General features: G+C 61.2%; 15 protein-coding genes and 1 tRNA gene. 3 read left to right on the top strand and 13 right to left on the bottom strand.

The window, feature by feature from the left end:
• Positions 1-65: 65 nt before the first annotated feature.
• Positions 66-587 (bottom strand): lipocalin family protein, encoded by a 522-nt coding sequence (locus OHL11_RS02185; RefSeq protein WP_263369836.1) that lies wholly within the window; start codon positions 585-587, stop codon positions 66-68.
• 184 nt (positions 588-771) lie between these two features.
• Between OHL11_RS02185 and OHL11_RS02180 the strand changes: the two genes are divergently transcribed.
• Together OHL11_RS02180 and OHL11_RS02175 are read left to right on the top strand one after the other, a co-directional pair.
• Positions 772-1,689 carry an alpha/beta fold hydrolase gene (locus OHL11_RS02180; protein ID WP_263369835.1) on the top strand — a complete coding sequence of 306 codons (918 nt, stop codon included), beginning with the start codon at positions 772-774 and terminating at the stop codon, positions 1,687-1,689.
• Positions 1,690-1,776: 87 nt separating this feature from the next.
• Complete coding sequence (locus OHL11_RS02175) at positions 1,777-2,499, top strand: SDR family oxidoreductase (protein WP_263369834.1); 723 nt, start codon at positions 1,777-1,779, stop codon at positions 2,497-2,499.
• A gap of 73 nt (positions 2,500-2,572) precedes the next feature.
• Here the strand turns inward: OHL11_RS02175 and rplI are convergent, their stop codons facing one another.
• The 9 genes from rplI to OHL11_RS02130 form a co-directional block, all read right to left on the bottom strand.
• Positions 2,573-3,106 (bottom strand): 50S ribosomal protein L9, encoded by a 534-nt coding sequence (gene rplI, locus OHL11_RS02170; protein ID WP_263369833.1) that lies wholly within the window; start codon positions 3,104-3,106, stop codon positions 2,573-2,575.
• Between the two features lie 46 nt (positions 3,107-3,152).
• A complete protein-coding gene (gene rpsR / locus OHL11_RS17215; RefSeq protein WP_317890611.1) occupies positions 3,153-3,512 on the bottom strand; it encodes a 30S ribosomal protein S18 in 360 nt (119 codons plus the stop codon).
• Between the two features lie 64 nt (positions 3,513-3,576).
• Positions 3,577-3,984 (bottom strand): 30S ribosomal protein S6, encoded by a 408-nt coding sequence (rpsF, locus tag OHL11_RS02160; RefSeq protein ID WP_263369832.1) that lies wholly within the window; start codon positions 3,982-3,984, stop codon positions 3,577-3,579.
• Positions 3,985-4,126: 142 nt separating this feature from the next.
• Positions 4,127-4,720: an aminoacyl-tRNA hydrolase gene (gene pth / locus OHL11_RS02155; protein WP_263369831.1), complete on the bottom strand. Its 594-nt coding sequence runs from the start codon at positions 4,718-4,720 to the stop codon at positions 4,127-4,129.
• Positions 4,721-4,791: 71 nt separating this feature from the next.
• Complete coding sequence (locus tag OHL11_RS02150) at positions 4,792-5,451, bottom strand: 50S ribosomal protein L25 (protein WP_263369830.1); 660 nt, start codon at positions 5,449-5,451, stop codon at positions 4,792-4,794.
• 182 nt (positions 5,452-5,633) lie between these two features.
• Positions 5,634-6,743 (bottom strand): ribose-phosphate diphosphokinase, encoded by a 1,110-nt coding sequence (locus OHL11_RS02145; protein WP_263369829.1) that lies wholly within the window; start codon positions 6,741-6,743, stop codon positions 5,634-5,636.
• Positions 6,744-7,031: 288 nt separating this feature from the next.
• Positions 7,032-7,105, bottom strand: a tRNA-Gln gene (locus OHL11_RS02140).
• Positions 7,106-7,142: 37 nt separating this feature from the next.
• A complete protein-coding gene (locus OHL11_RS02135) occupies positions 7,143-8,300 on the bottom strand; it encodes a 4-(cytidine 5'-diphospho)-2-C-methyl-D-erythritol kinase (RefSeq protein WP_263369828.1) in 1,158 nt (385 codons plus the stop codon).
• 278 nt (positions 8,301-8,578) lie between these two features.
• Positions 8,579-9,511: an oxidoreductase gene (locus OHL11_RS02130; RefSeq protein WP_263369827.1), complete on the bottom strand. Its 933-nt coding sequence runs from the start codon at positions 9,509-9,511 to the stop codon at positions 8,579-8,581.
• 269 nt (positions 9,512-9,780) lie between these two features.
• Between OHL11_RS02130 and OHL11_RS02125 the strand changes: the two genes are divergently transcribed.
• The gene (locus tag OHL11_RS02125) at positions 9,781-10,596 is read left to right on the top strand and encodes a tetratricopeptide repeat protein (RefSeq protein WP_263369826.1); all 816 of its coding nucleotides are present in this window, start codon (positions 9,781-9,783) and stop codon (positions 10,594-10,596) included.
• 225 nt (positions 10,597-10,821) lie between these two features.
• On the opposite strand, the gene OHL11_RS02120 is transcribed toward OHL11_RS02125, so the two are convergent.
• From OHL11_RS02120 to OHL11_RS02110, 3 genes are read right to left on the bottom strand one after another with little or no spacing between them, the layout of a single operon-like run.
• The gene (locus OHL11_RS02120; RefSeq protein WP_263369825.1) at positions 10,822-12,048 is read right to left on the bottom strand and encodes an MFS transporter; all 1,227 of its coding nucleotides are present in this window, start codon (positions 12,046-12,048) and stop codon (positions 10,822-10,824) included.
• Positions 12,045-12,374, bottom strand: coding sequence for a hypothetical protein (locus OHL11_RS02115; RefSeq protein WP_263369824.1), 330 nt, complete (start codon positions 12,372-12,374; stop codon positions 12,045-12,047). Before OHL11_RS02115 ends, OHL11_RS02120 begins: the two co-directional genes overlap by 4 nt.
• Entirely contained in the window at positions 12,371-12,940 is a 570-nt protein-coding gene (locus OHL11_RS02110; RefSeq protein ID WP_263369823.1) for an isochorismatase family protein, read from the bottom strand. Before OHL11_RS02110 ends, OHL11_RS02115 begins: the two co-directional genes overlap by 4 nt.
• Positions 12,941-12,976 lie beyond the last annotated feature (36 nt).

The following is a 12,976-nucleotide window of genomic DNA, read 5'->3' as shown; positions in this document are numbered from 1 at the left end:
CTCAGACGCATCACCGAACAACGCCTCGCCCTACGAATCGGGCGAGGCGTTTCGTTTTGCATTCTCTAGCGCGTCTGCTTCGTCATCACGACTGCGGACGGATCATAGCCAGCCTCGCGAATCACGCGATCGACTTCGCTCTTCTCACCCGCCGATAACTTCGACTCCCGCGCCAGCACCCAGAGATACTTGCGACTCGGCTCCCCCACAACGGCCCACCTGTAACTGGGGTCCAAGCCAATGATCCAGTAGTCGCCATAGAACGGCCAGAAGAACGTCACCTTCAGCTTCGCGTTCGCGGGTGCATCTACGATCTTCGCTTTCCCCTTGGACTGCGTGATCTTCCCATCGGCTTCGGTGCAGGTATTCACCACGCGCACACCCTCGCCATCCTGGCTGTACTGCGCGGTCACATCACGGTCGCACTTCTTTTCGAAACGATTGGGCAAGCGCGCCATCTCGTACCAGCGGCCAAGATAGCGAGAAAGATCTACGTGATCCACCGTTTTCAATGCAGGACGGTCCGCTGCATGAGCAGCGAAGCTGAGCGAAAGCAGTAACGAAGCGAAGAGAGACTGACGCGCCATATCTTCTTTGGACTGCACAAGCTCTCTCCACGTTGCCGCCTTTCCAGGCGCCGGTGCCGATAACGATTCGATCCTTGCTTGAGCAGCCGCAAGTGAAGTTGAAGTTATCTAGGATAAGACCACGTAGGCAGCTCGTTGTTCGTTATCCTGCAAACATGCGGAATCTTGCAAGAGCTCTCGGACTTTGACGCCTCACCGGTACGACGACGTGATACTCCGCGAAGCCGTGGTCAACGAAATTCGCTTTGGCTATATCGAGCGCGAAGCTGCTCGCGAAGATACATCGCCGGAGCTACCGCCGATCTTGTTGCTCCACGCACTGCTGGCAACAGCCGATACGCTGAAGGAACTGATCTCCGAGTTGCCGAAGAACCGGCGCATCGTGGCGATCGATCTGCTCTCCGCGCAGCCCCTCGATAAGACCAGGAAGCTGGATGTTCGACAGGGAAACCTGACGCGCCTCATTCACGATTTCATGCAGAGCGTCGGTCTGTCGGAGGCGGTGATCATCGGCCATTCGCACGGCGGCGTTCTCGCGTTACGACTGGCCGCGACGACTTCGTTGGCATTGAACGGGCTGGTATTGATGTGCCCCGCGCATCCCTTCGGCGGATACAGAAGCCGCGTGGTGAACTTCTATCTTCGCCAGCCTGGCCGCATGCTCGCCCTGAGCATTCCGCTCGCGCCGAACTGGATGATTCTTCGCGCATACAACGAAGCCGCAGGCTCGAAGAGCCGCATCCACATGCGGCACCTGCGCAAGCAACTGAACGTGCTGCGCAATCGCAACACGCTACGCCGCATCCTCGAAATGCTGAGGACCTGGGACGAAGATATGGACCAGTTGCGCCGCGCGCTCACGCTCAAGAGGATCGCCATCCCGACGCTGCTGATCTGGGGAGACGAAGATCCCGTCGTCCCCATCGCGAGCGCTGACAAGCTGGAAGAGCACCTCGCCGATAACGAACGCGTGACCCTGGCAGGCATGGGGCATCTGCTTGCGGAGGAGGCTCCGCAGGAGTGCGCGAGTTCCATCAGCCGGTGGCTCGAGCGCCGGAATACGGACGCGTCCGCTGCACGCAGCAGCGTTGAAAATTCATAAGCCCCCTGCCGGAGCGGGACATCTAACCTTGCGGACATCGGCAACGAGCGGAAGAACCCGCGAGCCAGCATGTCCTTGAGGAGAATCATGGCAAAGGTCGTTCTGATTACAGGCGCCAACAAAGGCATCGGCTTTGAAGTAGCTCGTCAGCTCAGCAAGGCTGGCTTCACCGTGCTGCTCGGCGCTCGCGATGCTGCGCGTGGCGAAGAAGCCGCAAGCAAACTGCGCGCCGAAGGTGGCGACGTTCGCTATGTCGCAGCGGACCTCAACAACGCCGCCGCAAGCAGCGCTGCACTCGCGAAGTCCATCACGGAAGAGTTCGGTCACCTCGATGTGCTCGTCAACAACGCCGGAGTCTTCCAGGCCGGGGACGGCCACGCCAGCGACGTGAGCCTTGACATTCTTCGCAGCACCTTTGAGGTGAACTTCTTTGGCACCGTCGCCTTCACGCAGCCGTTCGTTCCGCTGCTGCGCGCTGCAGGCAAGGCGAAGGTCATCAATGTCTCGAGCGGCCTCGGCTCGATCGGCATCAACACCGATCCGAACACGCCTTACTACGACACGAAGGTGCTCGCCTACAACACCTCCAAGGCCGCGCTGAACATGTTCACCGCCGACCTCGCCTATGACTTCCGCGACACCGACGTCACGGTGAACTCGGTCTGCCCCGGCTACACCGCCACCGATCTCAACGGCCACAGCGGTCACCAGACGATCGAGGAAGGGGCCATTGCCATCGTGCGCCTCGCCACCAGCGACGACGCGCCGACCGCGACCTTCATCCACAAGGACGGCAACTACCCCTGGTAGTGAAGTCTGCGCTGCAAAGCAAAAGCGCCACCCGAAGGTGGCGCTTTCTTATGCGGTAACCGCAGCGGAGAAACTACTCGCGCTGGAAGTCCACTTCGCCCTCATAGAGCGACTTGAACGCGGTCTCGTCTTCCGGCTGCTCGGCGGTCGGGTCGACTTCCGGTGCGTCAGACTTGATCGTGACCTGCACGTGTGCGGTCACTTCGCGGTGAATCTTCACCGGGATGTGGTACTCGCCCACGGTCTTCAGCGGCTCGTCGAGGTGGATCTTGCGACGGTCGATCGAGAAGCCCTGCTCTTCCAGAGCCTTCGCGATGTCCGACGACGTGACCGAACCGAAGAGCTGGCCAGCCGAGCCGGTCTTGCGCTCGAACAGAACCACGGCTTCGTTCAGCTTGGCGCCGAGCTCATCTGCGCCCGACTTTTCCGACGCCGACTTGCGCAGTGCCGATACCTTCATCTGCTCGATGACGGCCTTGTTGTTCGCGGTCGCAGCGATCGCGAGCTTGGTGGGCAGCAGGTAGTTGCGGGCATAACCGTCAGCAACCTTCACCACGTCGCCGCGGTGACCCAGCTTCTGTACATCTTCCTTGAGAATGACTTCCATTGTGATCTCCAGATCTCGTTCTAGGCCGCGCTCAGGCGGCGCGTGCTTAGTACTTAGCCGCGTAGGGCAGCAGAGCGATTGCGCGGGCCTGCTTGATGGCCTTCGTCAGCTTGCGCTGGAACGGAGCCGAGGTACCCGTGAGGCGGCGCGGAATGATCTTGCCGCGATCCGACACAAACTGCTGCAGCAGGCGCACGTCGCGGTACGAGATCGAATCGATCTTCTCTACCGTGAACTTGCAAACCTTCTTGCGACGGAAGAACTTGCGACCGCCAGGGCCGCCAGGGCCCGCGGGACGCGGAGGACGTGCACCAGCAGGGCGCGGAGCGCGCGGTGCTTGTGCCGGAGCCGAGGTCTGCTCGGTAGCCGGAGTGGAAGCTTGCGGAGTCGTTGTTTCGTCAGCCATGTTCATTTCCTTCTCGGCGCTCTAAGCGCCGGATAATGTCGATCGTTCGATGCGAGAGGTTCGCTTAGACAGCAGCCGGTTCAGCCGCGGGAGCTGCAGCCTCAGCCGGAGCTTCGGTCGGCAGAGCCGAACGCTTGACCTTCGAAGCACGCAGCTTCTGGATCTTCGCGACGCGCTTCTCTTCTTCGTCCATGCGCACGGTGATGAACTTGATCACCTGCTCCGACACGCGGAGGCGGCGCTCGAGCTCAGCAATCAGCGATGCCGGCGACTCAACGATGAGCAACAGGTAGATGCCGTCATTGAACTTCTGCACCGTATACGCCAGGCGGCGACGGCCCATCTTCTCGGCGGACTTTACAGCACCACCACCGGTGGTGACATAGCCCGAAAACGTCTCGACGATCTTGTCCACTTCGGTCTCGTCGAGATCCGGGCGGACAATGAACATGATTTCGTAAGAGCGGTTCATGTGTTTCCTTCTGCGAGTTCTACTCGCACCCCCTCAGGTATTTCTGAGGTGAGTCTGGCTCTGGTTAGGGAAGAGAGTCGTACGTTCTACATTGTAGGTTCTAAGTGTTTTCAGGTCGCCGTTACAACTTAGAACGTACAACTTACAACGCGCTTTCGCTCTTCCGGTTGTACTCATTCATCGCAGCCGCCGGTCCTCTGGTCAGCCACGTCTCGACAGCCTTCACAGCCTCATCGAGAACCTTGTCCAGCACGTCGAGCGCCGCGTTCTTCATCGGGGCCAGCAGGTAGTTGCTCCCGCCAGCTTTGATCGGCTGTCCATCGGGAGTCGTCTTGCCTACCCCGATGCGCACGCGCATCCACTCTTCCGTGCCGAGCACGCTGGTGATCGACTTCACACCGTTGTGCCCGTTTGCCGAACCGCGCTGCGCCAAACGCAGCGTGCCCAGCGGAAACGCCAACTCGTCGTAGAGCACGATCATCTCGCTCACTTCGAGGTTCAACTCCTTCAGAAGCGCTGCAGCGGACATGCCGCTGAGGTTCATAAAGGTGTCCGGCTTGGCCAGCAGCACGTCTTCGCCTGCCAGCTTCGCCTTCGCCGTCATGGCTTTGCCACGACGGTTCAACAACTGCACACCGCAACCTTCTGCGATGCGATCCACAGCCATGAAACCCGCGTTGTGCGGCGTCAGAAGGTATTCCAGTCCGGGATTTCCAAGTCCGACGATCAGCTTCATGAGGCAGCTTCTAGCTCCTGGCTTCTGGCCTCTAGCTAGAAGCCAGGAGCTAGAAGCCAGGAGCTAATTCGTTACTTCGCTTCTTCCTTCTTGCCCTTCTTGGCAACTTCCGGCTCAGCCGAACCAGCAGCCGGCTCAGCTTCCGCTTCAGCCTTCGGAGCCGTCACGTGAGCAACGAGCTGGTTCTCGTCTGCCGTCAGGAACTTGTACTTCGCGGTGTGGGGCAGGTCCGAGATGTGGATCGCGCCGTTGATCTCGAGGCTCGTGATGTCCACGTCGATGTGCGACGGGATGTCGGTCGGCAGGCACTCGAGCTCCACTTCGTGCAGGATCTGGCTGAGAACGCCGCCCTGGTTCTTCACACCGGTCGAGGTGCCCACGAGGTGCACGGGAACCGAAACCTTCATCTTCGCGCCCAGCGCGATGCGCTTGAAGTCGATGTGCAGCAGCGTGCCCTTGATGGGCTCGTTCTGCCAGTCCACGATCATCGCCTTGCCGCTCTCGCCGCCTTCGATCTGGAGATCGAAGATCGAGTTGTGGCCAGCTTCCGAGTGCAGGATGCGCGTGATGACGCGCGGGTCGACCGTCACGGCGACCGAAGGCTGGTTGGCGCCGTAAACGACTGCCGGGATCAGGCCTGCAACGCGCACGCGGCGAGCGTGGTTCTTGTTGAAGGTGCCGGTACGCGGCGTTGCGACGACGGAGGTGGGAACAGTGCTGTTGCTGGACATCGTATTTTCCTTTCGGGCTTAGAAGCGAGGGTTCAGGGCTTAGGGCCCAGGGTCCAGAAGACGCCTGTGTCCAGCTCTTCCTTACTTCCAATCCGTTCGCGGAGTTCACCGCATAGTTGACGCCGAATCTCTCCGGCGTTTTGTTTTCTGAGCCCTGGGCCCTAAGCCCTGGACCCTGAATCCTAGTTGAAGAGCGTCGAAACCGACGTCTCCATGTGGATACTTTCAATCGCGCGGCCGAGCAGGCCGGCAATCGAGAGCACCTTAATCTTGGGTACTGCGCGCGCGGCTTCCGTGAGCGGGATGGAGTTCGACACCACCAGCTCCTTCAGTCGCGAAGCCTTGATGCGGTCCACCGCCGGGCCCGAGAGCACCGCGTGCGAAGCGCAGGCGTAGACTTCTGTCGCTCCCTGGTCCAGCAGCGCTTCCGCTGTCTTGACCAGCGTGCCTGCCGTATCGACGATGTCGTCGAGGATCAAGCACGTCCTGCCTTTCACATCGCCAATCACGTTCATCACTTCCGTGACGTTGATGTCGGTACGACGCTTGTCGACGATCGCGAGCGGCACTTCCAGCTTCTTTGCAAAGAAGCGTGCACGCTCGACGCCGCCGGCGTCCGGGCTGACAACCGTCAGGTTCGGCAGGTTGAGATCGCGGAAGTATCCGACGAGAACCGGCGAAGCGAACAGGTGGTCCACTGGAATGTTGAAGTAGCCCTGAATCTGGGCTGCGTGTAAGTCCACGAAGAGGGCGCGGTTCGCGCCAGCGGTCACCAAAAGATCGGCAACAAGCTTCGAGGTGATCGCCACACGCGGGCGATCTTTGCGGTCCTGACGGGCATAGCCGTAGTAGGGAACCACCACAGTAATGCGTCCCGCCGATGCACGACGCAGCGCGTCGATCATGATCAGCAAGTCGACAAGATGCTTGTCGACCGGGTAGCAGGTGGGCTGGATGAGAAACACATCCACGCCGCGCACGTTTTCAAGGAGCTGGAAGTGCGTTTCGCCGTCCGAGAACTGCTGCAAACGCGTCTGTCCGAGAGGAACACCAAGAAACTCGCAAACCTCTTCGGCAAGCGCCACATTGGCGGAACCGGAGAAGACCTTGAAGCGCTTGTCCTCGCTCAACCGCGACGGCTTTTTCGCCGGTGCGGTCTTGACTACCGAAGCTGCGGGAGCTGCATTATCAGCTCCCGCCTGCTTCGTGGCGAGCTGTTCGGCCTGAGCCGTATCCAGATCGCCGGGGATGGAACTTGGGGAAGAAACCGCAGTCGAGTTCTGCGTACTCATTCGTGAACATCCTCCAGGCTGGTTGACCTGCTTGATTGGTTCAAATGCTGCTGTCTTGCTAAACGTCGGGTCGGGCGCTGTTTGTCGCCTCTTCTAACTGTTTCAAAACTCGGCTTCTTCAGGGCGTCGAGCGGCAGACTTCGTTACTTCGCCGCTTTGGCCCGAACTTCTTTACTGGTGATCCTGCTGCCGACAAATGTTGTTCCGTCGGCGGAGAAACTGCAAAAGCTCCAAGTACCTTGCATTCGCAGAAGCGTCGGGGAGGTGACGCAGGCGTTCGACCTTGAGTGGTTGGGCGACCAGGATTCGAACCTGGACTGAGTGCGTCAAAGGCACTTGACCTACCGTTAGTCGATCGCCCAGTGTGTCTTCGGCAAAACTGTTGCGCGTGCCGAAAAGCTACTCTGCGAACATCGTATGCCAATATCCGTGGCGAGACAGCGTCTTCGTGACGACTGCCTTCGTGCCGGATGCCTGCACACGTTGTTGAGCCCTGAGCGCATCGTCTTCGCTGGCATACAAGCCAAACAAAGCCGAGCCGGATCCCGAAAGACCAGCGAATATCGCTGCCTCCGGGCCGCTGCCCGCCAATTCACGCTTCACTGTACGCAAGGAGGGATGCATTGAAAACGCTACTTCTTCGAAGTCGTTCTCGATCCCGGTGCGGACAAGCGTGAGAAGAGGGTTCTCCGCCAGATCATCGGCTTCGCCGACGATACCGGAGAGTCCAGGCTCTAAACGGCCGGGGTACGCAAATGCCCCTGCCAGAGCGTGGCTCAACCTTTCTAGTTTATCCACAGGCGGGCTGGGAGTCAAGGGTCCAGGTTCCAGGGCCCAGGGTTCAGGGGATGCCTCGGCGCTTCCAGCACTTGCAGTCTCCCGAGGAATCTCCAGATCTTGCGCCGCAGCGGAACCCGCCTTCTGGGCCCTGCGCCCTGAGCCCTGGCCCCTCGCCCCTGCTGCCCTCGCGTACTCCTCGTCTATGGCCTCGAATGCCAGCTTCGTCGACACGCCCACATCCGGAATCGCCAGCACACACGGCGTCTCCGGCAGATCCGGCAGCGGATACACTTCTTCGCCGCGATTCACGCCCAGCATCGTGCCGCCGACCAGGAACATCGGCACATCCGACCCGACATCCGCCGCCAGCCGCAGCCGATCGTCCCAGCTCAGGCTCTGCCCCAACTCACGCTCCAGCGCGATCAGCGCCGCGGCCGCGTTCGCAGACCCCGCGCCGAGCCCGCCCTGCACCGGCATCCGCTTGTCGAGCTCGATGTGAACTTCCGCCGTCACACCCAGCGACTCCAACGCCAGCGCCACCAGGCGGTACGCCGTGTTCTTCTCCGCATCACCGGTCTCGGTGCGGGGCACGCCTGGGTGGTTTGCCGCGAGCGTGATCTTCGTCGTGCTCGCCGCCTTCGCACTCACCGTGATGAAGTCGCACGCGGCCAGCGTCTGGTAGCAGGTGCGTAGTGCATGAAAGCCCGTGCCCACCTGCGGAGGCCCGACCCGCAGGCCAAGATTGATCTTCGAAAACGAACGAACGCGCGTGGACATAACGTAGGTCAGTGTACGTGGCTTCGTTCCACCACGAACGGGTGCCCCAGGTCTCGATTCTGAGACCTGGGTTTCCAGAGCATCCACCGGAGACCTCCACCGGGGTCCCACGTCTCGATTCTTGGAGACGTGGGTTTCCAGCGAACTCCACGGAGACCACGAGGACAGGCCGCGCGATGACTCTCGCTCTCCCAGGTCTCAAAAATCGAGACCTGGGGCACCCGACGTCTGTGGCGAGCAAGAACCTACTTCTCGCCTCTCCAACTTCCTCGAGCGCTCTAGAGCCCGTGATACTTCACGCCGGTAAGCTCTTCGCTCTTCTCCCAAAGCTTCCGCGCCATGTCATCGTCCAGCGCCTGCGGCTTCGGCTGCTCCACCGTCGGGTAGCCCTTGAACGCCATAAAGCCGTCCGGCCCGATGTACTGCCCGCCACGCGCCTCAGGAGCCGTCGCCGCAAACAGCGTCGGCAGCGCGCCCATCGCGTCGTCCTGCATCATGAATCCGCCTACTGACGACATGATGAGACTCTTCAGGTCCTTGCCCTTCAGGCCGTTCTGGAAGATGTTCGTCTTCGACACCCCAGGGTGCACCGCCAGGCTCTTCAGCGACAGCGCACGCCCCTGCAGACGGCGATGCAGCTCACGCGCGAAGAGAATGTTCGCCAGCTTCGAGTTGTTGTACGCGCCCCACGGCGTGTAGCCGGTCTCGGCATTCAGGTTGTCGAGCTCAATCTTGCCGCCGCGGTGCGCCAGCGACGCTACGGTGACCACACGCGGCGAAGATTCATCCCTGGAGTACAGCAACTGCGGCAGCAAAAGGCCCGTCAGCGCGAAATGGCCAAGATGATTCGTGCCCATCTGCTTTTCGAAGCCATCGACCGTCAGCTCGCGGTCTTTGATCGCCATCACGCCGGCGTTGTTGATCAGAATCTCCAGTGCCACCCCGCGCGCGGCAAAGCTCTCCGCAAACGAGTGGATCGACGACAGCGAGGCCATATCGAGCGCGACGACCTCTACGTTGGCGTTCGGCACCGCCGCACGGATTTTCGCTGCAGCCACGTCGCCTTTGCCCACATCGCGCGCTCCCAGCAGCACGTGAGCGCCTGCGCGCGCCAGTTCCAACGCGGCCTGATAGCCGATCCCGCTGTTCGCGCCGGTCACCACGGCCGTCTTACCTGTCTGCGAAGGAATGTTCGCCGCTGTCCACTTCATTCGTCTTTTCCTGCTTTCACTTTTTTTTGATGCACGAAGCTTCTGTTCCGTGTAAGCCTACACTGGCGTTATTGCGTCCGAATTCATGCGGCAATCGAGTCCTTGTCGATAACGTTTGGCCGCTTGAGCAAACCCTCAACTTGTCAATGACCCTCTAATCTTGGTAAAGCTGTACGTGAGCCGGTACAATTTGCTCGCAAGGCTGCCTTTGAGCACTTTGGCGCCACCGGGCGAGCACTGGGGCAATTGTCTGAACAGGAAAGGTTCCGATGAAACTGATTTCTCGATTTGTAGCAGGCGCGGCAGCGCTTATGCTTCTTGCTGGCACGACTGGCTGCGCCAAACTCAAGGCCCGTGATCGCCTTGTGAAGGGCGTACAGGCCTTCAAATCCGGCCAGTATGAAGTTGCTACCAACCTGTTCCAGGAATCAATCCAGCTCGACCCCAGCTATCAGGCCGCGCATCTGTACCTCGCGACCGCCTACAGCTACCGCGTGGTTCCGGGTCTCGATTCGCCGGAGAACATCGCTGTAGCGAAGAAGGCTCTCTCGGGTTTTGACGATGTGCTCTCGGCCAATCCGAACGACCTCGGCGCGCTCAAGCAGGAAGCTTCGATCTACCGCAACATCAAGCAGTACGACAAGGCCAAGGCCATCGAGCAGAAGATCATCTCGATCGACGCCAAGGACTCGGAAGCCTACTACACCATCGCCTGGATCGACTGGAACCTCGCCTACAAGAACGCCGTGCAGATTCTCGGCAAGGCTGGCCTGACCGATGACGGCATGGGCAACGTGAAGAAGTCCAAGGACGTCTGCCAGCAGCTCGTTACGGCCAACTCCACGCTCGTCACCGAGGCGCTCGACAACCTGCACAAGGCTGTTGAGATCAACCCGAACTACGACGACGCGATGCAGTACCTGAACCTCACCTACCGCCGCAAGGCTGACCTCGAGTGCGGCGATGACGCGGCACGCAAGGCTGACCTCAGCACGGCGGATGAGTGGGTCCAGAAGGCTACCGGCGCTCGCCGCGCCAACGAAGCCGCGAAGGAAGCCAAGCTCAAGGGCGGCGTCACCATGTAGTCCTCCTCGCGACGGCGTAAGTCTTCGCGGAGCAAGAACAGAAGAGCCTCCCTTCGGGGAGGCTCTTCTCGTTGCTCGATGCTTGCTGCAGACTTCTTCATCGCCAGACTCAACCGCCTTCATAGCTTGCGTCGTCTTCAGCTCTCACATCCCCGCAGCAGCGTCATCCTGAGCGCCGCGAAGGACGACACATCCATGCAGCCGCGCAGAAAGCCGCACACCTCGCTACGTTGCTGCCTCTCCGTGCCCACGCTTGATCGCCACCAGCGCAACCACTGCCGCGATGTACGCCGACAACGCACCGATTCCTAACGACCAACGCGGCCCCGCATGGTGCGCCACCCAGCCCGCAATCGGCGCACCGATCGGGGTGCCACCGAGCGCCACACCGACGCGAATCGCCAGCACACGCCCGCGCATCGCGGGCGGCGTGCTGAGCTGCATCAGGCTGTTCGTGGAGTTCGTAAACGTCAGCGCAGCCGCACCGGTGACCGCCAGCGCGAGCGCAAACGTCCAGTAGCCCGGCGCAAACGCGCCCGCCGTGCAGCCCACCCCAAAGAACAGCGCGCCGATGAACAGCGCACCGAACTTCGGCGCACTACGCGACGCCGCCAGCAGCGCTCCCGTCAACGTGCCCACCGCCAGCGCAGACGACAACATGCCGAACCCGCGCGCTTCGACGTGGAAGACATTCACCGCCATCGTCGAAATGTAGATCGGAAAGTTCAGCCCGAACGTACCGATGAGCGCGAGCATGATCACCATCGCGCGCTGGTCCGGCCGCTGCCACACGTAGCGAAATCCCTCGAGCAGACGGCCCGGCTCACGCTTGGCGCGCTCGTGGTTGCGCATCTCGCGCACACGCAGCAACGCCAGCGAGATCAGCACCGCGATGAACGAAAATCCGTTCAGCAGGAACGCCCATCCCGTCCCCACCTTCGCGATCAGCAGCCCCGCCACCGCCGGGCCGATCATCATCGCTGCGTTGAACGCCGTGGAGTTCAACGCCACCGCATTGCTCAGGTGCTCATCGCCCACGAGCTCGCCGACAAACGCCTGACGCGCGGGCGCATCCAGCGCCGCTGCAGAGCCCGACAGCAACGCCAGCAGATAGACCTCCCACAGACGCACATGCCCGGTTAGCGTCAGCGTTCCAAGCACAAGCGCGAAGAAGCCCATCGTCGCCTGCGTCAGCATCAGCAGCTTGCGCTGGTTGAAGCGATCAGCAGCCATGCCGCTCCACGGCAGCAGCAGCAACTGCGGTGCAAACTGCATCGCCATCACGATGCCCACGGCGCGCGCATCGTGGTGCGTCAGCTGCACGAGCACCAGCCAGTCCTGCGCCACGCGCTGCATCCATGTGCCGATGTTCGACACCAGCGAACCCATCAGCCACAAGCGGAAGTTATAGCTCTTCAGCGCGCGGAACGTAGCCGCGAATGGGTTCTTCAAGCTTGCTCCGGATCGTTACCGCCGTGGAAGCGCCCAAAGTGCCGCGACATCTGAACCGCCAACAGCAGCGCACCTGCAGCCGCAGGCAGCACACACGCGAGCGAGCGCACCTCGAACCGGCCCACGCACACCAGCAGCAGGTAGGCGATCACGCCGTTCGCAAAGCCCCACACCACATTCACCGTCGACGACGACAAGCCCTCGCCCGGCGGCTTTGCAAACGGCGTCTGGAACGGCTCGCCCATCATCCCGGCCACGAAGTGCGGCACCATGTTCACCAGGAACATGCCGCCGAAGAAGTACGACACGCCATGCAGTACGTTCATGCCTTCACCTCACCTTTCGCGAGCAACGCCAGCACTTCGGCCGTCGTGCCCGTCTCACCCAGCCGCGGAAACACATGTTGCACGCTGTACTCGTGCGCAAACTCACGACGGTCCGTTATCGCGTCGAGCGCAAGCGTCACGTTGAAGCCCGCCTCATACGCCTGCCGCGCCGTCGCGTCGACACCTGTGCCTGTCGCCACACCCGTCACGACCACCTGCGTCACGCCACGCTCGCGCAGCGCCGACTCCAGCTCCGTATGCGTGAACGCTCCCCACGTACGCTTCGTGATGAGGATGTCACTCGGCCGCACATCCAGCTCGGACATCAGCGTCGCGAAGTTCGGCGGAATCTCACGGATGCGCGGCGGCTCTTCCGTTCGTCCCGGCGCGGAGCCGACAACGTTGATGAGCACCACCGGCAATCCACGCTCGCGAAACGCCGCGAGCAGCGCGCCATTGCACGTCAGGACATCTGCCAGCGGATGAACGAACGGCATCTGCCGCAAGCCTTCCTGCAAGTCCACGACAAGCAACGCTGTCTGCGGATCCAACTGAGTCAAAGGCATCTGAACTCCTTTCGCGTTGAGGGCCACCCAGGCAGC

The organism is Granulicella cerasi (genome assembly GCF_025685575.1).
Lineage (GTDB): Bacteria > Acidobacteriota > Terriglobia > Terriglobales > Acidobacteriaceae > Granulicella > Granulicella cerasi.
The sequence above is the reverse complement of the archived record's forward strand: the minus strand, read 5'-3'. Positions and strand labels throughout refer to the sequence as shown.